Consider the following 18532-nt stretch of genomic DNA (forward strand, 5'->3'; position numbering starts at 1 on the left):
CGTTTTTTTGCCTTCATCCTTCTTGGCGCCCGCGAGCTTGAGCGGGCCGTGTTGTATTTTTTACGGGGGTGTTGTGTAAAAAAATGAACAAGGCTAAGCTCGATTTAAACCCATAACAGCAATAATACCGGGGTGCTTCATGTCTCGCCTGCCGTTAATCGGCGTCACCGCCTGCTCAAAGCAGATCGGTCTGCATGCTTATCACATCAGTGGCGACAAATACGTACGCGCCGTGGCTTCAGCTGCCAAGGGCCTGCCGTTGATTCTTCCATCCCTGGCGGATCTACTGACATCGTCCGATATTCTGGACGCTCTGGACGGCATTCTCTTTACAGGCTCTCCTTCCAATATAGAACCGTTTCACTATAACGGCCCGGTCAGTGCGCCAGGTACTGCTCATGATTCTGCACGCGATGCCACCACTCTCCCGCTGATCCGCGCCGCTGTCGAGGCCGGTGTTCCCGTGCTCGGCATTTGCCGTGGCTTCCAGGAAATGAATGTGGCATTCGGCGGCAGTCTGCATCAGAAGGTTCACGAGGCCGGTCCGTTCATGGATCACCGTGAAGACGACAGCCTGCCGCTGGAAGGACAGTACGCGCCAAGTCACCCGGTGCACGTTCAGCCGGACGGTGTACTTGCCAGGCTGGGCCTGAAGAGCGAGATTCAAGTCAATTCGATTCATGGTCAGGGCATCGAGCGTCTGGCGCCTGGCCTTCGTGTGGAAGCGGTGGCACCCGACGGATTGATCGAAGCCGTCTCTGTCATCGAAGGCAAGGCTTTTGCTTTAGGGGTGCAATGGCATCCCGAATGGCAGGTAAGCTTGAATCCTGACTACCTTGCGATTTTCCAGGCATTTGGCGATGCCTGTCGCAAGCACGCTCTACAACGCGACGCCGATGCGTCAAACAACGCCTGACTTATAAGAGTCAGGAAACTCAGCCTAAGAGGCATTTATGAGTAACAACCTCGACCAGCTCACCGATTGGTTGAAAGACCACAAGATCACAGAAGTCGAATGCATGATTGGCGACCTGACGGGCATTACCCGGGGCAAGATCTCGCCGACCAACAAGTTCATTGCTGAAAAAGGCATGCGCCTGCCCGAAAGCGTTCTGTTGCAGACTGTCACCGGCGACTACGTCGAAGACGACATCTATTACGAATTGCTCGACCCGGCCGACATCGACATGATCTGCCGCCCCGACCATAACGCGGTGTTTCTGGTGCCATGGGCCATCGAGCCCACCGCCATCGTGATTCACGACACTTACGACAAGCAAGGCAACCCGATCGAGCTGTCGCCGCGCAACGTGCTCAAGAAGGTGTTGAAGCTCTACGCCGACCACGGCTGGCAGCCGATCGTGGCGCCGGAAATGGAGTTTTACCTCACCAAGCGCAGTGATGACCCGGACTACCCGCTGCAACCGCCGATTGGTCGCTCCGGTCGTCCGGAAACCGGTCGCCAGTCGTTCTCGATCGAAGCGGCGAACGAATTCGACCCGTTGTTCGAAGACGTCTACGACTGGTGCGAACTGCAAGAGCTGGACCTCGACACGCTGATCCACGAAGACGGCACGGCGCAGATGGAAATCAACTTCCGTCATGGCGATGCCCTGTCCCTGGCCGACCAGATTCTGGTGTTCAAGCGCACCATGCGTGAGGCCGCGCTCAAGCACAACGTGGCGGCGACCTTCATGGCCAAGCCCATGACCGGCGAGCCGGGCAGCGCCATGCACTTGCACCAGAGCATCATTAGCCTTGAGACCGGCAAAAACGTTTTCTCCAATGAAGACGGGACCATGAGCCAGCTGTTCCTCAACCACATTGGCGGCCTGCAGAAATTCATTCCTGAGCTGCTGCCGTTATTCGCACCCAACGTCAATTCGTTCCGCCGCTTCCTGCCGGATACCTCGGCACCGGTGAACGTGGAGTGGGGCGAAGAGAACCGCACCGTAGGCTTGCGGGTTCCAGATGCCGGGCCGCAGAACCGTCGGGTGGAAAACCGTCTGCCGGGTGCCGATGCCAACCCTTACCTGGCCATCGCCGCCAGCCTGTTGTGCGGCTTTATCGGCATGGTCGAAGGGCATAACCCGAGTGCGCCGGTCGTGGGTCGCGGTTACGAGCGGCGCAACCTGCGCCTGCCCCTGACCATTGAAGATGCCCTGGACCGGATGGAAAACAGCAAGACCATCGAAAAGTACCTAGGCAAGAAATTCATCACGGGCTACGTCGCGGTCAAGCGGGCCGAGCATGAAAACTTCAAACGCGTGATCAGTTCGTGGGAGCGGGAGTTCCTGCTCTTTGCCGTCTGATGCGCCGGGCGCGGCTGTAAATCGCCGCGCCTTCACTGGAATCCAAGGAGAATTCCCATGACCAGCAACAACCCGCAAACCCGTGAATGGCAAGCCCTGAGCAGCGATCACCACCTGGCCCCGTTCAGCGATTTCAAGCAGCTGAAAGAGAAAGGCCCGCGGATCATCACCCATGCCAAGGGCGTTTACCTCTGGGACAGCGAAGGCAACAAGATCCTCGACGGCATGGCCGGCCTGTGGTGTGTCGCCGTCGGCTACGGTCGCGATGAGCTGGCCGATGCCGCCAGCAAACAGATGCGCGAACTGCCTTATTACAACCTGTTCTTCCAGACCGCTCACCCGCCGGTGCTGGAATTGGCCAAGGTCATCGCCGACGTTGCGCCTGAAGGCATGAATCACGTGTTCTTCACCGGTTCCGGTTCCGAAGGCAACGACACCATGCTGCGGATGGTTCGCCACTATTGGACGATCAAGGGCCAGCCGAAGAAGAAAGTCATCATCAGTCGCAAGAACGGCTATCACGGTTCCACCGTGGCCGGCGCGAGCCTGGGTGGCATGACGTACATGCACGAACAGGGCGATTTGCCGATCCCGGGTATCGTCCACATTGCCCAGCCGTACTGGTTCGGCGAAGGCGGTGACATGACCCCGGACGAGTTCGGTATCTGGGCAGCCAATCAGCTGGAAGAGAAGATTCTGGAAGTCGGCGTCGGCAACGTCGGGGCCTTTATTGCCGAGCCGATCCAGGGCGCCGGCGGCGTGATCATCCCGCCAGACAGCTACTGGCCACGCATCAAGGAAATCCTCGCCAAGTACGACATTCTGTTCGTCGCCGACGAAGTGATCTGCGGTTTCGGCCGTACCGGCGAGTGGTTCGGCAGCGATTTCTACGACCTAAAACCCCACATGATGACCATCGCCAAGGGCCTGACCTCCGGCTATATCCCGATGGGCGGCCTGATCGTGCGCGACGACGTGGTCGAAGTGCTCAACGAAGGTGGCGATTTCAACCACGGTTTCACCTATTCCGGGCACCCGGTGGCTGCTGCGGTAGCGCTGGAAAACATTCGCATCCTGCGCGATGAGAAAATTGTCGAGCGCGTGCGTACAGAAACGGCACCTTATTTGCAAAAGCGTCTACGGGAACTGAGCGATCACCCGTTGGTGGGGGAAGTGCGGGGGGTCGGTCTGCTGGGGGCCATTGAACTGGTTCAGGACAAAGCCACCCGCAAACGTTACGAAGGCAAGGGCGTTGGCATGATCTGCCGCACGTTCTGCTTCGAAAACGGCCTGATCATGCGCGCCGTCGGCGACACCATGATCATTGCTCCGCCACTGGTGATTACACCGGCTGAAATCGACGAGTTGGTAACCAAGGCGCGCAAGTGCCTGGACCTGACCCTGAGTGCGTTGCAGGGCTAAGTGCTAGGCTCTGAACGAGGTGCGAAGTTTGCACTTCGTTCAGTGCAAACAAAGGATGGGTCTTTCCTTGAAAGCCTGCCTTGGAACTTGCCAGACTAACGGTTGTTCGGATGCCCGGTAACCGGCCGCTGAGCACGTGGTTAAAAAGAAAAACTGGAGCATTACCCATGAAGGCATTAGGTATGAAGATAGCTGGCAAGACCCTCCTCGCCATGTCCCTGATGGGCATGATGGCGGGCGCCGTTCAGGCGGACGACAAAGTGCTGCGCGTGTACAACTGGTCCGATTACATCGCACCGGATACCGTCAAGAAGTTTGAAGCCGAGTCGGGTATCAAAGTCGTCTACGACGTGTTCGACAGTAACGAAACCCTGGAAGCCAAGCTGCTGGCAGGCAAGTCCGGCTATGACATCGTCGTGCCGTCGAACAACTTCCTGGCCAAGCAGATCAAGGCCGGCGTTTACCAGAAGCTGGACAAGTCCAAACTGCCCAACTGGAAAAACCTGAACCCGGACCTGCTTAAAGCCGTATCGGTAAGCGACCCGGGTAACGAACACGCATTTCCTTACATGTGGGGTTCGATCGGTATCGGTTTCAACCCAGACAAGGTCAAGGCTGCACTGGGTGCCGACGCGCCGACCAACTCGTGGGACTTGCTGTTCAAACCTGAAAACGCTGCCAAGTTGAAGTCATGCGGTATCAGTTTCCTCGATTCGCCAACCGAGATGATTCCGGTGGCGTTGCATTACCTGGGCTATCCAACCGACACCCAGGACAAGAAACAACTGGCTGAAGCCGAAGCGCTGTTCCTGAAAATCCGTCCTTCGGTGGGCTACTTCCACTCGTCCAAATACATCTCCGACCTGGCCAACGGCAACATCTGCGTCGCCGTGGGTTACTCGGGTGACATCTACCAGGCCAAGGCTCGCGCCGCTGAAGCCGGTGACAAGGTGAAAGTCAGCTACAACATTCCAAAAGAAGGTGCCGGCAGCTTCTACGACATGGTCGCCATCCCTAAAGATGCCGAAAACGTCGAAGGCGCCTACAAGTTCATGACCTTCCTGCAGAAGCCGGAAATCATGGCCGAGATCACCAACGCCGTGCGTTTCCCGAACGGTAATGCGGCGTCTACCGCACTGGTCGATAAAGAAATCACCAGCGATCCAGGCATCTACCCGCCAGCGGAAGTGTTGGCCAAGCTGTACGCGATTGCCGATTTGCCGGCCGCCACCCAGCGGATCCTGACTCGCAGCTGGACCAAGATCAAATCCGGTAAATAAGTAATAAACCCTGTAGCAGCTGCCGAAGGCTGCGTCCAACCGCGCAGCGGTTGCGCTCTCAAGAACGCGGGAAGGTCCTTCGGGCCTTAACGCAGCCTTCGGCAGCTGCTACAGGGATCAGCATAAAAGTTTTGCTGGAACGGTTTTTCGAGGGTAAGTTGCGCGCCGGTTTTGTTGCCAGGCAGCCATGGCTGTCATGTAACGCGGGGCAACTTGGGCCCAACTAATTTTAGAGGACCTCCACTTGCCTATTTTTTCTTTGTTGCGCAATGCCCTGTTGGTCGGCGCCGGGCTGACACTGGCGGTCAGTGTTCAGGCCGCTGGCACAGTGCATATTTATAATTGGTCGGATTACATCGGTGAAACCACCTTGGCCGACTTCCAGAAAGAAACCGGTATCAAGCCGGTGTATGACGTATTCGATTCCAACGAAACCCTGGAAGGCAAGTTGCTGGCCGGGCGTACCGGATATGACGTGGTCGTGCCGTCCAACCACTTTCTGGGCAAACAGATCAAGGCCGGGGCTTTTCAGAAACTCGACAAATCGAAGCTGACTAACTATTCCAACCTCGACCCGGTGCTGCTCAAGCGTCTGGAGCAGAACGATCCGGGCAATCAGTACGCCGTGCCGTATCTGTGGGGCACTAACGGCATCGGTTACAACGTCGACAAGGTCAAGGCCGTGCTGGGCCTCGACAAGATCGATTCGTGGGATGTGGTATTCGAGCCGCAGAACATCAAGAAGCTGCAGAGCTGCGGGGTGGCGTTCCTCGACTCCGCCGATGAAATGATGCCCACGGTCCTCAATTACATGGGCCTGGACGCCAACAGTACCAACCCTGAAGACTACAAAAAGGCCGAAGCCAAGTTGCTGGCAGTGCGGCCTTACGTGACGTATTTCCACTCCTCCAAATACATCGCAGACCTGGCCAACGGTGATATCTGCGTGGCAATCGGTTTCTCCGGCGATATGTTCCAGGCCAAGGCCCGCGCCGCTGAAGCTGGCAAAGGCATGAACATCGCCTACTCGATTCCGAAAGAGGGCGGCGCGCTCTGGTTCGACATGCTGGCGATCCCCAAGGATGCCGCCAACGTCAAGGAAGCCCATGCCTTCATCGATTACTTGCTCAAACCCGAAGTAATTGCCCAGGTCAGCAATTCCGTAGGCTACGCCAACCCGAACCCCGGGTCGGACAAACTGATGGAACAGTCCATACGCACCGACGCATCGGTCTATCCACCGCAAGCGGTCCTCGACAAGACATACGTCTCCACCGAGTTGCCACCAAACATTCAACGCTTGATGACGCGCAGCTGGACCAAGGTCAAGTCGGGCAAATAGCTTCAAACTATCCAGGTTCGCCACGTTGAGCGAACTGCAAATTCTGTTGGGAGTTTCGTAAATGGCAGTTGCCTCCGGCGCCTATAAGAAAGCCCTCGAGGGCGACCAGACACCTAAACAGGTGCTGGTCAAAATCGACCGGGTCACCAAAAAGTTCGACGAGACGATTGCCGTGGACGACGTGTCCCTGGAAATCAAGAAAGGCGAAATCTTCGCCCTGCTCGGCGGCTCGGGTTCGGGCAAATCCACCTTGCTGCGGATGCTGGCAGGTTTCGAACGGCCCACGGAGGGGCGCATTTACCTCGATGGCGTAGACATCACGGACATGCCGCCGTACGAGCGGCCGATCAACATGATGTTCCAGTCCTACGCCTTGTTCCCGCACATGACCGTGGCGCAGAACATCGCCTTCGGCCTCAAGCAGGACAAGCTTCCCGCCGCTGAAGTCGATGCACGCGTGGCCGATATGCTCAAGCTGGTGCAGATGAGCCAGTACGCCAAGCGCAAGCCGCATCAGTTGTCCGGTGGCCAGCGTCAGCGTGTGGCGCTGGCGCGATCTTTGGCCAAGCGACCGAAGCTGTTGCTGCTCGACGAACCGATGGGCGCGCTGGATAAAAAGCTGCGTTCGCAAATGCAACTGGAGCTGGTGGAAATCATCGAGCGGGTCGGCGTGACCTGCGTGATGGTCACCCACGACCAGGAAGAAGCCATGACCATGGCCGAGCGCATCGCGATCATGCACCTGGGCTGGATCGCCCAGATCGGCAGCCCGATCGACATCTACGAAACCCCGACCAGCCGCCTGGTCTGCGAGTTCATCGGCAACGTCAACATCTTTGACGGTGAAGTGATCGACGACGCCGAAGGCCACGCGATCATCACCTGCAAGGACCTGGACCGGCAGATTTATGTGGGCCACGGCATCAGCACTTCGGTGCAGGACAAGTCCGTGACCTACGCGATCCGTCCAGAAAAACTGCTGGTGACGCCGACCATGCCGACCTGCGAGTACAACTGGTCCAGTGGCAAAGTGCATGACATTGCCTACCTCGGTGGCCACTCGGTGTTCTACGTCGAGTTGCCGAGCGGCAAGATCGTCCAGTCGTTCGTCGCCAACGCCGAACGCCGTGGCGCGCGCCCGACCTGGGGTGATCAGGTTTACGTGTATTGGGAAGACGACAGCGGCGTGGTGCTTCGCTCATGAACCTGCGCAAATTCAAACGCCGGCTCAACCGAATAATTCCCGGTGGCCGTCAGCTGGTCATCGGGGTTCCGTTCATCTGGCTGTTCCTGTTCTTCATGCTGCCGTTCTTCATCGTCTTGAAGATCAGCTTCGCCGAAGCCGACGTGGCCATTCCGCCGTACACCGAGATCTACAGCTTCATCGACCAGAAGCTCCAAGTGCTGCTTAACCTGAGCAACTATGCGATGCTCGGCGATGACGAGTTGTACATCGCCGCTTACCTCGGTTCATTGAAGATGGCGCTGATCAGCACCGTCCTCTGCCTGTTGATCGGCTACCCGATGGCCTACGCCATTGCCAGTGCCCGCAAAGAGCTGCAGACGGTGCTGGTGCTGCTGATCATGATGCCGACCTGGACCGCGATCCTGATCCGCGTGTATGCGTGGATGGGCATCCTCAGCAACAACGGTCTGCTCAACGGCTTTTTGATGAGCATGGGCTGGATCGACGAACCGCTGCAGATCCTCAACACCAACCTCGCGGTTTACATCGGGGTCGTTTACTCCTATCTGCCGTTCATGATCCTGCCGCTCTACGCCAACCTGGTCAAACACGACACCAGTCTGCTGGAAGCCGCGTCGGATCTCGGTTCGAGCACCTTCAACAGTTTCTGGAAGATCACCGTGCCGCTGTCCAAGAACGGCATCATCGCCGGTTGCATGCTGGTGTTCATCCCGGTGGTGGGCGAATTCGTGATCCCGGAACTGCTCGGCGGTCCGGAAACCCTGATGATCGGTAAAGTGCTCTGGCAAGAGTTCTTCAACAACCGTGACTGGCCGGTGGCATCAGCGCTGGCGGTGGTGATGCTGGCGATCTTGATTGTGCCGATCATTCTGTTCAACCGTAGTCAGGCCAAAGAAATGGAGGGCAAGGAATGAAGCGCTTCCGTTTCTCGAGTTTCATGCTGGTAGCGGGTTTGCTGTTCATCTACGCGCCGATGCTGATCCTGGTGATCTACTCGTTCAACGCCTCCAAACTGGTGACGGTGTGGGGCGGCTGGTCGATCAAGTGGTACGTGGGATTGATGGACAACACCCAACTGATGGGCTCGGTGGTGCGCTCGCTGGAAATCGCCTGCTACACCGCGATTGCAGCGGTAGCATTGGGGACGCTGGCGGCGTTCGTGCTGACGCGAATCACCCACTTTAAGGGCCGCACGCTGTTCGGTGGTCTGGTCACCGCGCCGCTGGTGATGCCGGAAGTGATCACCGGTCTGTCGCTGTTGCTGCTGTTCGTGGCCATGGCGCAGATGATCGGCTGGCCGCAGGAGCGCGGTATCGTCACCATCTGGATCGCTCACACCACGTTCTGTGCGGCGTATGTGGCGGTGGTGGTGTCGGCGCGCTTGCGTGAGCTGGACCTGTCCATCGAAGAGGCGGCCATGGACCTGGGCGCACGGCCATGGAAGGTGTTCTTCCTGATCACCATCCCGATGATCGCGCCGTCGCTGGCGGCGGGCGGGATGATGTCGTTCGCCTTGTCGCTGGATGACCTGGTGCTGGCGAGCTTCGTGTCCGGTCCGGGTTCCACGACCCTGCCGATGGAAGTGTTCTCGGCGGTGCGCCTGGGCGTGAAGCCCGAGATCAATGCCGTGGCCAGCCTGATTCTGTTGGCGGTGTCGTTCGTCACGTTCCTGGTCTGGTACTTCAGCCGTCGTGCCGAAGAGATTCGCAAGCGTGCGATTCAGCAAGCCATCGAAGAAAGCGCCGCTGACTCCTGGAAACAACCGGACGTGCGCCGGGCGCAGGCGCCGGAAGCGGCTTGAGCTTGATGCCGGGTTGACCACACATGTGTGGTCAACCCAAATCCACTGTGGGAGCGGGCTTGCTCGCGAAGACGGACTGACATTCAACATCCATGTTGACTGACCCACCGCTTTCGCGGGCAAGCCCGCTCCCACAGTGATCGGTGTGAAGCAACAATTTTGTGATCAACACAAAACCTGTGGGAGCGGCGGTGCGACGATTCGACTTGCCCGCGATGACGTCAGTTAAACCAACAGAAATCTATTGCCCTGAACGCGCTGGCAACAGCTTCAACGTGCTGCGGGTATTGGCCATCACTTCTTCATCATTGAAATGCGCCTGGTAATAAACCCCTTCGATATATGCCTCGGACTGGTCGTCATAGTGACGGTCGAACGGCACGCCGCTCTGGCCGACCGGGTTGATGGTCAGGCTGTGGGCCGGGTCGGCGAAGTCGATCAGCCGCCGAGTCGACGGGCCGTAAGTCACAGGCCACGGCGCCGGGCCGATCTTGGCCGAGAGGTTGTTCGGCACTTCATGGGTGCCGGGCGCCGCGAACGGTCCGACATTGAAGATCCGCTCCAGCGGCTTTTGCGTCCCCAGCGGATGGCCGTGAGTCAGGGTGTGCGCCTTGCCCCACTGCCATTGTGTGGAATCGGCGCCCAGGATGGTTTTGAGGTGAGCCATGCTCGCTTGCCAGGCCACCTTGACCGTATCGGCGCGGGTTTCCTTGCCAGAGGTGTTGCGGTTGTCCCACCACGGTGAGTCGGCGGAGGCTGCCAGGCGCGGCAGTGCGGCATCGATCACTCGGGTCGGCAGCAGCGTTTCGAAGAAGTCATTGCCCAGCTCATCGCGCATCGCCGCCTCGGTGAGGTTGAACAGAAACTGGTTGAACAGCGTGGCGCTGATCGAGTCCAGCGGATAATCGCCGCTCCACTGCGCCAGTTGCTCCACGAGTTTGAGCTCGGCGGGATCGCTAACCCCTTCACGCAGTACCGGTAGCAACGGCGCCAGCAAGCGCGGGCCGTAGTCGGTGGTGGTACCCAGTTGCAGCTTCTGGCTGGACTCGTTGTCCCACTTCACGTTCTTGTCGCTGAGTTGACGATTGAGTTGCTGACCGCGATCGGCAAGGTTGTAGTAACCGGGAATTTCCATACCGGTCGGCGACACCGGCTGGAAGTTGGCCGAGACGATATAGCCCCGCGCCGGGTTCTCTTCCTGTGGGTTGGCGCTGAACGGGTAAAAACCTTCCTTGTCCGCCTGAGGGGTGCTGCCGTCGAGGATGAAACCGGGCTTCACCCCGGCCGGGCGCTTGGGCAGCAGCGCCGAGGCCCACCAACCGATGTCACCCTTGGCGTTGGCGTAGACGATGTTCAGTCCCGGTGCCTGAACCTTGGCCGAGGCGGCGCGGGCCTTGGCCAGGGTGTCGGCGCGGTTGAGCTGGTAGAAGCCGTCGAGGATCGGATTCGGCGTCTCGAGGAAGGCCCACCACATGGCGACCGGTGTTTTGCCGGCGGCAGTGCCGAGCGCATCGTTGATGATCGGGCCGTGGGGCGACTGGCGCAGGATCAGCGTGACCGGTGACTGGCCTTTGACCGCGATCTGTTGTTCGGTGTTGACCATGTCGACCCATTGGCCGCGATACCAGACCTGATTCGGGTTATCCGGGTTGACCTTCTCGGCAATCAGGTCCAGGTCGTCGTTCTGGAACATCGTCAGGCTCCAGCCGAAGTCCAGGTTGTGGCCCAGAAACGCAAACGGCACCAGCGCCTGATGGTAACCGTAAAGCTCGAAACCCGGCGCCGATAGGTGCGCTTCGTACCACACCGACGGCGCCGAGAAGCGAATGTGCGGGTCACCGGCCAGCAGTGGCTTGCCGCTTTTGCTGCGGCTGCCGGAAATCACCCAGGCATTGCTGCCTTCGAATTGCGGCAGGCCATTGTCGGCCAAGGCCTGCTCACTCAAACGGGCGAGGGCATTCAGATCCTTCCAGTCATTGGCGGTGAGGCTCGGTGCGGGGTTGGCGCGTCTTTTGGCCAACACGCCCTTGGGCTGCCAGTCGAGATCAAAGATATTCAAATACTCGGCGCCCAGTTGGTCACGCACGTAAGTCAGCAAGGGTTCGGTGCGAAACGCCGCAGCAAAGCTGTAGGCCATGTAGCCGGCGATGCTGATGCTGTCTTCGGCAGTGAACGGGCGCTTGGGGATCCCCAGCACGTCGAACTCGGCGGGCGCCGCGTGACTGTCCTGATATTGATTGATGCCGTCCAGATAGGCTTGCAGCGCCTTCCATGCCGGCGACTGACGATCCAGCGCGGCCACATAACTGTCTGCCCGCTCGCGGATGCGCAGGCTGCGAAACAGTTTGTCGGTGTCGATCAGTTTCGGGCCGAGGACCTCGGCCAGCTCACCCCGGGCCAAACGCCGCATGGCTTCCATCTGGAACAGTCGGTCCTGGGCGTGCACGTAGCCGAGGGCGCGGTAGAGGTCGGTTTCGTTTTCGGCGCGGATATGCGGCACGCCGCGCACGTCGTAGCGCACGGTCACCGAACCTTGCAGGTGCTGCAATTCCACCTGGCCCTGGCGCGTTGGTTGCTTGCTGTACACATACCAGCCGCCTCCGGCGACGAGCACGACGATCAGCAAGGCAAGTACGGTCAGGACGCGTTTCATGGTGACTCCTTGTTCTTTCGGGATTGCCGCCCGTGGGGCTGCAAACGTGTAGCACAGACCTCCTGTGCCGGGCATCGCGGTCCTGGAAAGGTCAGCAATGCCTTTACTGCATCTCAGCAGGCCACGGGCAGTAGCAACCCACCGCCAGCGTATGGGTGGCGTTCACCGCCCGGCCTTCATTCAGCGCTTGCAGGATGGGCTCGATAAAACTGTTGCTTGAATTGCAGGTCAGGCCTTCGCTGTACGGACCGAAATACGCCAGCCTGCCACTGCGGTCCCAGATCGCCACCGCCGGGCTGGCAGGGATTTGTTCGGAACCTGGCAGGACAGTAATGGTTTTAAGGCGGCTCAACGTGCCGGGCAATTGACCGTGGCTGCCGGGCTTTTGGACTGCATAGAACTCGACGCCCTGCGGTACATACTGCTCGACCAGTTCGGTCAGGTGTTGTTGGTTGCCGACATTGCACGGGCAGGCCGGGTCCCAGAAATGCACCAGGCGAATGGCGCCGGGGCCTGCGAATTCATCCGGCAGGCGCAGGGGGTCGCCGGAAAACACCGCAGTGTGCGAACTGAAGGCGCGCAAGTAGCGCCCCTGAAACCAGTCATAGGCGGCCCACAACACGCCGGCACACACAAGGGCGAGCAGGCTGGCAAGCAATGTGGTGCGGTAGGCCGGACGCATGGGTTTCAATCCTCGAAGGTCGGCTAGCTTGCCATGCTTGCCGCGACAGATGAATATCGCAGGCCCATAAAGTCCGTTTTGCGCTCTGGAATAGCCCATGTTTGCCACTTTCGACCCCGATCATTTGCGTGCCAGCCTGCGGCCATTGGCCGAGTGGCAACCGCTGTCGACCGAGGCCATGGTCTATCAGCATTTTTATCGGCTGGATTTCCCCCGGCGAAATCTGCGCAGTGGCCTGGGACGTTTCGAGGTCGATGGCTATGAAGTGGTCAGCCAGCTCTGGTGGCCCGAGCGGGCGAAGGCGACGCTGTTTCTGTTTCATGGTTTCTACGATCACACCGGGCTCTATCGGCATGTGATCGAGTGGGCGCTGGACCAGGGTTTTGCAGTAATCGCCTGTGACTTGCCGGGACATGGCCTGTCTAGCGGCGAGCGGGCGAGCATCAAGGATTTCGCCGAGTATCAGAGCACCCTGCAAGGGCTATTGGCCGAGGCGCAATCGCTGGGCCTTCCGCAGCCCTGGCACTTATGCGGGCAAAGCACTGGCGGGGCGATCGTGATCGATCATGTGCTCAATCAGGGTGCGAACAGTCCCGCCCAGGGGCAGGTGATTCTTCTGTCGCCGCTGGTGCGGCCGCGAGCCTGGGGCTGGTCGCAGCTCAGTTATTACTTGCTCAAGCCGTTCGTCAAAGGCATCGCCCGGCGTTTCAGCGAGAACTCCAACGACCCTGACTTCCTCGCATTCCTGCAAGCCGATCCGCTGCAGCCGCTGCGTCTGCCAACGGCCTGGGTCGGTGCGCTGGGGCGCTGGATCAAGCGCATCGAAGCGGCACCGAGCAGCCCGCGGCAGCCGTTGATCGTGCAGGGGCAGGCGGACATGACCGTGGATTGGAAGCACAACCTTGATGTATTGCGGGGCAAGTTCGATCGGCCGCAGGTACTGATGCTGCCCAAGGCGCGGCATCATCTGGCGAATGAGTCAGCGGGATTGCGGCAGGAGTATTTCGGGTTTTTGAGCAAGCGGATGAGTCGTCAGAATCGATGAGGCAAGATCAAAAGATCGCAGCCTTCGGCAGCTCCTACGGGGTGCACGGCATGCTTTTGTAGGAGCTGCCGAAGGCTGCGATCTTTTCGGGAACGGCGCTATTTCACTGGGCAAGGCTCGACGTACTCTGCCCCACCGCCAACCCCGCCCGAATCGCCGCCAATGCCGCCTGGTAGTAAGCCTTGCCTTCGGTGGATTCGGCGAATGTGGCGAACTCTTCCAGTTCTTCATCCGACAGGTCGCGATAGACATACAGCAGCGTGTTGTTCAGGTCGGCGCCGATCTGCTCCATCAGGCGCTGGCGCTGGCCGTTCAGCATGCCTTGTGCCTGACCGCCACCAAGTAGACCGGGAATCATCGAGCTCAGGCTGTCGGCCGCCACGCCCGCGATGGCGAGGCTGACTTCAGCACCGGCCTCGCGAGCGGGCAGAGCCTGGGCGAGGTGGCCGATGATCAGCTGACGGGTATCGCTGGCCTGCATTTTCGGCAAGCCCTTGGCATTTTTGGCCAATTGATCGCGACGGGTCGCCAGCAGTTCGGCGGCGACGATTTTCCTGCCCAAGGGCGATTGGAAGAAGGTCAGCGCAGGTTTCGGATCGGCAAGCTTTTTGCGCAGCTGCGCTTCGGCACGCTGATCCATGGCTTTGGGCGCAAAGCGCTGATTGCTGTTGTTGACCAGGGCCTGAAACACCGCCGGCGGCAGGCTGTTCTGGTAGCGCTGCTGAGCGGCAGAGAGGGCATCGCTGAAATGCGCGCGTTGTTCTGGCCAACCGGCGACCTTGTACAACTGGTCGTGGCCGTCCGCCCAGGCGGGCAAAACACAGAACATCAGCAGGGAAAAAAGCAAACGGCGCATAGGGACTCCTGTCAGCAGGCGACTATTCTCCGTGCGGCATTCGTACTTGTCGAGAATTCGTATCAGGTTGCGTGCCTTATCCGACCAATCCTCCGCTGCGCGGCTCTGTCGGATTTGCGGGCACAGGAATACTATGCGCGCCATGCAAATATCCTCTGATCATCCGCTGCTGTTACGTATCGTCGACGACCTGGCTGAGCGCGGCTGGTCGCAGCAGACTATTTTCCTGCCTCTGGATCTGACCCGAGCGCTGGCGGCCGAGTGCCGCAAACGTGCCGCCGATGGCGAGCTCGCCCCGGCCGCCGTGGGACGTGGGCCATTTTCGGAGATCCGCGAGGGCATTCGTGGTGACCATATCCAATGGCTCGAACCCGGTCAGGTCGAGGCCTGCGACAGTTACCTGGGGTTGATGAACAGCCTGCGTGAGGCGATGAATCGCAGTTTGTTTCTGGGCCTGGAAGATTTCGAAAGCCATTTCGCCCTGTACCCGCCTGGCGCTTTCTACCTCAAGCATGTCGACCGGTTTCGCGATGACGACCGGCGCATGGTCTCGGCGGTGATCTACCTCAATGACGCCTGGCTGCCCGAGCATGGCGGCCAGTTGCGCATGTACCTGGACGAAGGCGTCGAACACGATGTGGTGCCCACCGGCGGATGCCTGGTGGTGTTCCTGTCGGGTGAAGTCCCCCACGAAGTCCTGCCCGCGACCCGCGAGCGCCTGTCGTTGACGGGCTGGTTCCGCCGTCGTGGCAACGAGCCGTTCTGATCATGCAAAAGATTCTGGTCAGCCGCTGTTTGCTCGGTCACCGCGTCCGTTACGACGGTGGCGCCAGTGGGCCATTCGATCTGTTGGAACAGTGGATTGCCGAAGGCCGGGTGGTGCCGTTGTGTCCGGAAGTCGCCGGTGGTTTGCCGACACCAAGGGCTGCGGCGGAGATTCCGGGCGGGCAGGGCGGTGAAGTGCTTGATGGCCTTGCATCGGTCATCACCACGGAAGGCGAGGACGTCAGCGCCGAGTTTCTTTCGGGGGCTTTTCAGGCGCTGGAGCTGGTGCAGCGGCACGGCATTCGTATCGCCGTACTCAAGGCCAACAGTCCGTCGTGCGGGAATCTGTTGGCCTATGACGGAACGTTTAGTGGCGTGAAGGTCAGCGGCGAGGGTGTCACCGCGGCATTGCTCAAGCGCCATGGCGTGCAGGTGTTCAGTGAGCTGGAGTTGGCCGAAGCGGCGATAGCCTTGGCAACCCTGAACTAACGACTTGCCACAAAACCCATGTGGGAGCGGGCTTGCTCGCGAAGAGGGAGTGTCAGTCGACATCAATGTTGCCTGACACACCGCATTCGCGAGCAAGCCCGCTCCCACATTAAATCTTCAGTGCCTTATGGTTTCGGCGCCACACTCGCATCCGCCCCGAACCATTTCTGCTCCAGCGCCTCCAGCCGGCCATCAGCCTTGATCCGCTGCAAAGCGTTTTCCAGGCTGGCTTGAAACGCCGGGTTACCCTTCTGAAACGGAATGGCCAGGCTCACAGCCGGGGCGGCTTTGGGCTTTTCTTCCGTCAGCGACTGCACCAACAGGATCGAACGCGGCGGCTCTTCTTTCTGCGCGATCAATTGCGCATTGGTGTGAATGTAAGGTTCGCTGAAGTCGAAACGATCTTTCAGCTCCGGGGTCTGTGCTATGTGATTGATGGCGACGTCGTACTTGCCGCTTTCGACGCCGGCCAGCAGGTCGACGGAATCGGTGACGACGAAGTCGGCCCTTACATCCAGTTCATTGGCCAACAACTGACCCAGCTCGACCTCGAAGCCGCTCAGTTTGCCGTCATCCTTGAAATTGAAGGGCGGGGTATTAGCCTCAAGGGCAATGCGCAATTCGCCGCGGTCGTTAACATCGTCAATCAGTTCGGCATGAGCCAAAGGGCTCAAAAGGGGTAGCAGGCAGATCAGGCCAGGCAAAAAGCGCATGGTCACTCCTTTGAGTTCATTTATCGCGATGCGCTGTTCAGGCTCGCTTTGCTATGGTTGTTGTCGTGTGCCTTCGACAACGAATGGCCGTTAAGTTGTCACGGCCGAGCGAATTTTACGGAAAAAATGGAGAAGAGAATGAAAAGCTTTATGTCACGTGCAACATGGACTGGCCTGTTATTGAGTGCTTCGATGCTGGCAACGGCTGCGACTCCGGCCCCCACGGGTGCCGAAGTGTCCATCGTTTCTCCTGAGGACGGTGCTACGGTACCCCAGACTTTCATCGTCAAATTCGCCGTGAAAAACATTGCGCTGGCACCTGCCGGTGATGTCACCAAAAACACGGGGCATCATCACCTGCTGATCGATGTCGACAAACTGCCTGCCGCCGGTGCGCCGATCCCGACGGATGCCAACCATATGCACTTCGGCAAAGCGCAGACCCAGGCTGAAATAAAACTGGCACCGGGCAAGCACACCTTGCAGCTGGAATTGGGTGATGCCGGGCACATGCCGTTCGAGCCGCCAATCGTTTCGAAGAAAATCACAGTGAATGTGAAATAAAAAACGGGAGCCCTCAGGGGCTCCCGTTTTTTATAGCGGCAAGCTTCAAGTAGAAGCCAAAGCTGACTCAACTTGCCGCTTGTAGCTTGCCGCTCGAAGCTGCTGTTAAAACAACACGCGGCAACGAATGGTGCCGTTGATGTGCTGGAGCTTCTCTTGCGCCATTTCCGAGTATTCGGCATCGACGTCGATCACGACGTAGCCGACTTTCTCGTTGGTCTGCAGGAACTGACCGGAAATGTTGATGCCGTTTTCGGCGAAGACCTTGTTGATCTCGCTCATCACGCCCGGAATGTTCTCGTGGATGTGTAGCAGACGGTGCTTGCCAGGGTGAGCCGGCAGGGCCACTTCCGGGAAGTTCACGGACGACACCGAGGTACCGTTGTCGCTGTACTTGACCAGTTTTTCCGCCACTTCCAGACCAATGTTGGCTTGCGCTTCAGCAGTGGAACCACCGATGTGCGGGGTCAGGATCACGTTGTCCAGGCCACGCAGCGGGCTTTCGAACTCTTCTTCGTTGGAGCGTGGCTCCACCGGGAAGACGTCGATGGCCGCGCCGATCAGGTGCTTGTCCTTGATTGCGTCCGCCAGGGCGTCCAGTTCAACCACGGTGCCGCGAGCAGCGTTGATCAGAATGCCGCCCTTCTTGATGGCGCGGATTTCCTTCTCGCCGATCATCCACTGGGTGGCCGCGGTTTCCGGAACATGCAGGGTGACGATGTCGGACATGCCCAGCAGCTCGTGCAGGTTGCCCACCTGGGTCGCGTTGCCCAGTGGCAGCTTGGTCACGGTGTCGTAGAAATACACCTGCATCCCCAGGCCTTCAGCCAGGACCGACAGTTGAGTACCGATCGAGCCGTAACCGACGATGCCCAGCTTCTTGCCACGGATCTCGAAGGAGTTGGCTGCGCTCTTGATCCAGCCGCCACGGTGGCAGGAAGCGTTCTTCTCAGGGATGCCACGCAGCAACAGGATCGCCTCGGCCAATACCAGCTCGGCTACGGAGCGAGTGTTGGAGTACGGCGCGTTGAATACCGCGATGCCGCGTTCGCGAGCCGCGTTGAGGTCGACCTGGTTGGTGCCAATGCAGAAACAGCCGACAGCCACCAGTTTCTTCGCGTGATCGAAGATCTCTTCGGTCAGCTGAGTGCGGGAGCGAATGCCGATGAAGTGCGCATCAGCGATCTTTTCCTTGAGCTGGGCTTCCGGCAGAGAACCTGTGAGGTACTCGATGCTGGTGTAGCCCGCCGCCTTGAGGACGTCGACAGCCGATTGGTGGACGCCTTCGAGAAGAAGGAACTTGATCTTGCTCTTATCGAGAGAAGTCTTGCTCATCTGCGTAAACCTGTATCCCGGAGAAAAATGGCAGGAAATGGTCAACAGACGCTGACCCGAGCGGCA

The 18532-nt window shown here is 59.1% G+C and carries 17 protein-coding genes; 12 read left to right on the forward strand and 5 right to left on the reverse strand.

Annotated features, from left to right (window positions below):
- Positions 1-139 precede the first annotated feature (139 nt).
- From ABH909_RS05110 to ABH909_RS05145, 8 genes are all read left to right on the forward strand, one after another.
- Entirely contained in the window at positions 140-916 is a 777-nt protein-coding gene (locus tag ABH909_RS05110; protein WP_429430983.1) for a gamma-glutamyl-gamma-aminobutyrate hydrolase family protein, read from the forward strand.
- A gap of 37 nt (positions 917-953) precedes the next feature.
- Positions 954-2312, forward strand: coding sequence for a glutamine synthetase family protein (locus ABH909_RS05115; RefSeq protein WP_429430985.1), 1359 nt, complete (start codon positions 954-956; stop codon positions 2310-2312).
- A 57-nt stretch (positions 2313-2369) separates the two neighbouring features.
- Entirely contained in the window at positions 2370-3734 is a 1365-nt protein-coding gene (locus ABH909_RS05120) for an aspartate aminotransferase family protein (RefSeq protein ID WP_429430986.1), read from the forward strand.
- 182 nt (positions 3735-3916) lie between these two features.
- Positions 3917-5014 (forward strand): polyamine ABC transporter substrate-binding protein, encoded by a 1098-nt coding sequence (locus tag ABH909_RS05125; RefSeq protein WP_095633273.1) that lies wholly within the window; start codon positions 3917-3919, stop codon positions 5012-5014.
- A gap of 244 nt (positions 5015-5258) precedes the next feature.
- Positions 5259-6356, forward strand: a complete 1098-nt coding sequence (locus ABH909_RS05130) for a polyamine ABC transporter substrate-binding protein (RefSeq protein WP_429430987.1) — start codon at positions 5259-5261, stop codon at positions 6354-6356.
- A 61-nt stretch (positions 6357-6417) separates the two neighbouring features.
- Positions 6418-7560: an ABC transporter ATP-binding protein gene (locus ABH909_RS05135; protein ID WP_429430988.1), complete on the forward strand. Its 1143-nt coding sequence runs from the start codon at positions 6418-6420 to the stop codon at positions 7558-7560.
- A gap of 35 nt (positions 7561-7595) precedes the next feature.
- The gene (locus ABH909_RS05140) at positions 7596-8477 is read left to right on the forward strand and encodes an ABC transporter permease subunit (RefSeq protein WP_177318856.1); all 882 of its coding nucleotides are present in this window, start codon (positions 7596-7598) and stop codon (positions 8475-8477) included.
- Positions 8474-9364, forward strand: coding sequence for an ABC transporter permease subunit (locus ABH909_RS05145; protein ID WP_429430989.1), 891 nt, complete (start codon positions 8474-8476; stop codon positions 9362-9364). The genes ABH909_RS05140 and ABH909_RS05145 overlap by 4 nt, the downstream gene beginning before the upstream one ends.
- A gap of 241 nt (positions 9365-9605) precedes the next feature.
- Here ABH909_RS05145 and ABH909_RS05150 read toward each other — a convergent pair whose 3' ends face one another.
- Positions 9606-12017, reverse strand: coding sequence for a penicillin acylase family protein (locus ABH909_RS05150; RefSeq protein ID WP_429430991.1), 2412 nt, complete (start codon positions 12015-12017; stop codon positions 9606-9608).
- 103 nt (positions 12018-12120) lie between these two features.
- Entirely contained in the window at positions 12121-12699 is a 579-nt protein-coding gene (locus ABH909_RS05155; protein WP_429430993.1) for a DUF6436 domain-containing protein, read from the reverse strand.
- Positions 12700-12796: 97 nt separating this feature from the next.
- Here ABH909_RS05155 and ABH909_RS05160 point away from each other — a divergent pair, with 97 nt between their 5' ends.
- Positions 12797-13744, forward strand: coding sequence for an alpha/beta hydrolase (locus tag ABH909_RS05160; protein WP_429430995.1), 948 nt, complete (start codon positions 12797-12799; stop codon positions 13742-13744).
- 103 nt (positions 13745-13847) lie between these two features.
- On the opposite strand, the gene ABH909_RS05165 is transcribed toward ABH909_RS05160, so the two are convergent.
- A complete protein-coding gene (locus tag ABH909_RS05165; protein WP_429430997.1) occupies positions 13848-14600 on the reverse strand; it encodes a DUF2059 domain-containing protein in 753 nt (250 codons plus the stop codon).
- 133 nt (positions 14601-14733) lie between these two features.
- On the opposite strand from ABH909_RS05165, the gene ABH909_RS05170 reads away from it, so the two are divergent.
- A complete protein-coding gene (locus tag ABH909_RS05170) occupies positions 14734-15366 on the forward strand; it encodes a 2OG-Fe(II) oxygenase (protein WP_429430999.1) in 633 nt (210 codons plus the stop codon).
- A 2-nt stretch (positions 15367-15368) separates the two neighbouring features.
- Entirely contained in the window at positions 15369-15854 is a 486-nt protein-coding gene (locus tag ABH909_RS05175; protein WP_429431001.1) for a DUF523 domain-containing protein, read from the forward strand.
- 125 nt (positions 15855-15979) lie between these two features.
- On the opposite strand, the gene ABH909_RS05180 is transcribed toward ABH909_RS05175, so the two are convergent.
- The gene (locus ABH909_RS05180) at positions 15980-16567 is read right to left on the reverse strand and encodes a transporter substrate-binding domain-containing protein (protein ID WP_429431003.1); all 588 of its coding nucleotides are present in this window, start codon (positions 16565-16567) and stop codon (positions 15980-15982) included.
- Between the two features lie 138 nt (positions 16568-16705).
- Here ABH909_RS05180 and ABH909_RS05185 point away from each other — a divergent pair, with 138 nt between their 5' ends.
- Complete coding sequence (locus ABH909_RS05185; RefSeq protein ID WP_429431005.1) at positions 16706-17131, forward strand: DUF4399 domain-containing protein; 426 nt, start codon at positions 16706-16708, stop codon at positions 17129-17131.
- Between the two features lie 105 nt (positions 17132-17236).
- Here the strand turns inward: ABH909_RS05185 and serA are convergent, their stop codons facing one another.
- Entirely contained in the window at positions 17237-18466 is a 1230-nt protein-coding gene (gene serA / locus ABH909_RS05190) for a phosphoglycerate dehydrogenase (protein WP_007897715.1), read from the reverse strand.
- Positions 18467-18532: the final 66 nt, after the last annotated feature.

Origin of the sequence: Pseudomonas sp. BS3782 TE3695 (assembly GCF_050435305.1) — a bacterium.
Classification (GTDB): Bacteria; Pseudomonadota; Gammaproteobacteria; order Pseudomonadales; family Pseudomonadaceae; genus Aquipseudomonas.

Excerpts from the sequence above, each read along its gene's own strand:
- ABH909_RS05165 (WP_429430997.1), bottom strand. The coding sequence starts at position 14,600 with ATGCGCCGTTTGCTTTTTTCCCTGCTGATGTTCTGTGTTTTGCCCGCC.
- ABH909_RS05115 (WP_429430985.1), top strand. The coding sequence starts at position 954 with ATGAGTAACAACCTCGACCAGCTCACCGATTGGTTGAAAGACCACAAG.
- ABH909_RS05150 (WP_429430991.1), bottom strand. The coding sequence starts at position 12,017 with ATGAAACGCGTCCTGACCGTACTTGCCTTGCTGATCGTCGTGCTCGTC.
- ABH909_RS05175 (WP_429431001.1), top strand. The coding sequence starts at position 15,369 with ATGCAAAAGATTCTGGTCAGCCGCTGTTTGCTCGGTCACCGCGTCCGT.
- ABH909_RS05180 (WP_429431003.1), bottom strand. The coding sequence starts at position 16,567 with ATGCGCTTTTTGCCTGGCCTGATCTGCCTGCTACCCCTTTTGAGCCCT.
- serA (WP_007897715.1), bottom strand. The coding sequence starts at position 18,466 with ATGAGCAAGACTTCTCTCGATAAGAGCAAGATCAAGTTCCTTCTTCTC.
- ABH909_RS05155 (WP_429430993.1), bottom strand. The coding sequence starts at position 12,699 with ATGCGTCCGGCCTACCGCACCACATTGCTTGCCAGCCTGCTCGCCCTT.
- ABH909_RS05145 (WP_429430989.1), top strand. The coding sequence starts at position 8,474 with ATGAAGCGCTTCCGTTTCTCGAGTTTCATGCTGGTAGCGGGTTTGCTG.
- ABH909_RS05170 (WP_429430999.1), top strand. The coding sequence starts at position 14,734 with ATGCGCGCCATGCAAATATCCTCTGATCATCCGCTGCTGTTACGTATC.
- ABH909_RS05110 (WP_429430983.1), top strand. The coding sequence starts at position 140 with ATGTCTCGCCTGCCGTTAATCGGCGTCACCGCCTGCTCAAAGCAGATC.
- ABH909_RS05125 (WP_095633273.1), top strand. The coding sequence starts at position 3,917 with ATGAAGATAGCTGGCAAGACCCTCCTCGCCATGTCCCTGATGGGCATG.
- ABH909_RS05120 (WP_429430986.1), top strand. The coding sequence starts at position 2,370 with ATGACCAGCAACAACCCGCAAACCCGTGAATGGCAAGCCCTGAGCAGC.
- ABH909_RS05185 (WP_429431005.1), top strand. The coding sequence starts at position 16,706 with ATGAAAAGCTTTATGTCACGTGCAACATGGACTGGCCTGTTATTGAGT.
- ABH909_RS05135 (WP_429430988.1), top strand. The coding sequence starts at position 6,418 with ATGGCAGTTGCCTCCGGCGCCTATAAGAAAGCCCTCGAGGGCGACCAG.
- ABH909_RS05160 (WP_429430995.1), top strand. The coding sequence starts at position 12,797 with ATGTTTGCCACTTTCGACCCCGATCATTTGCGTGCCAGCCTGCGGCCA.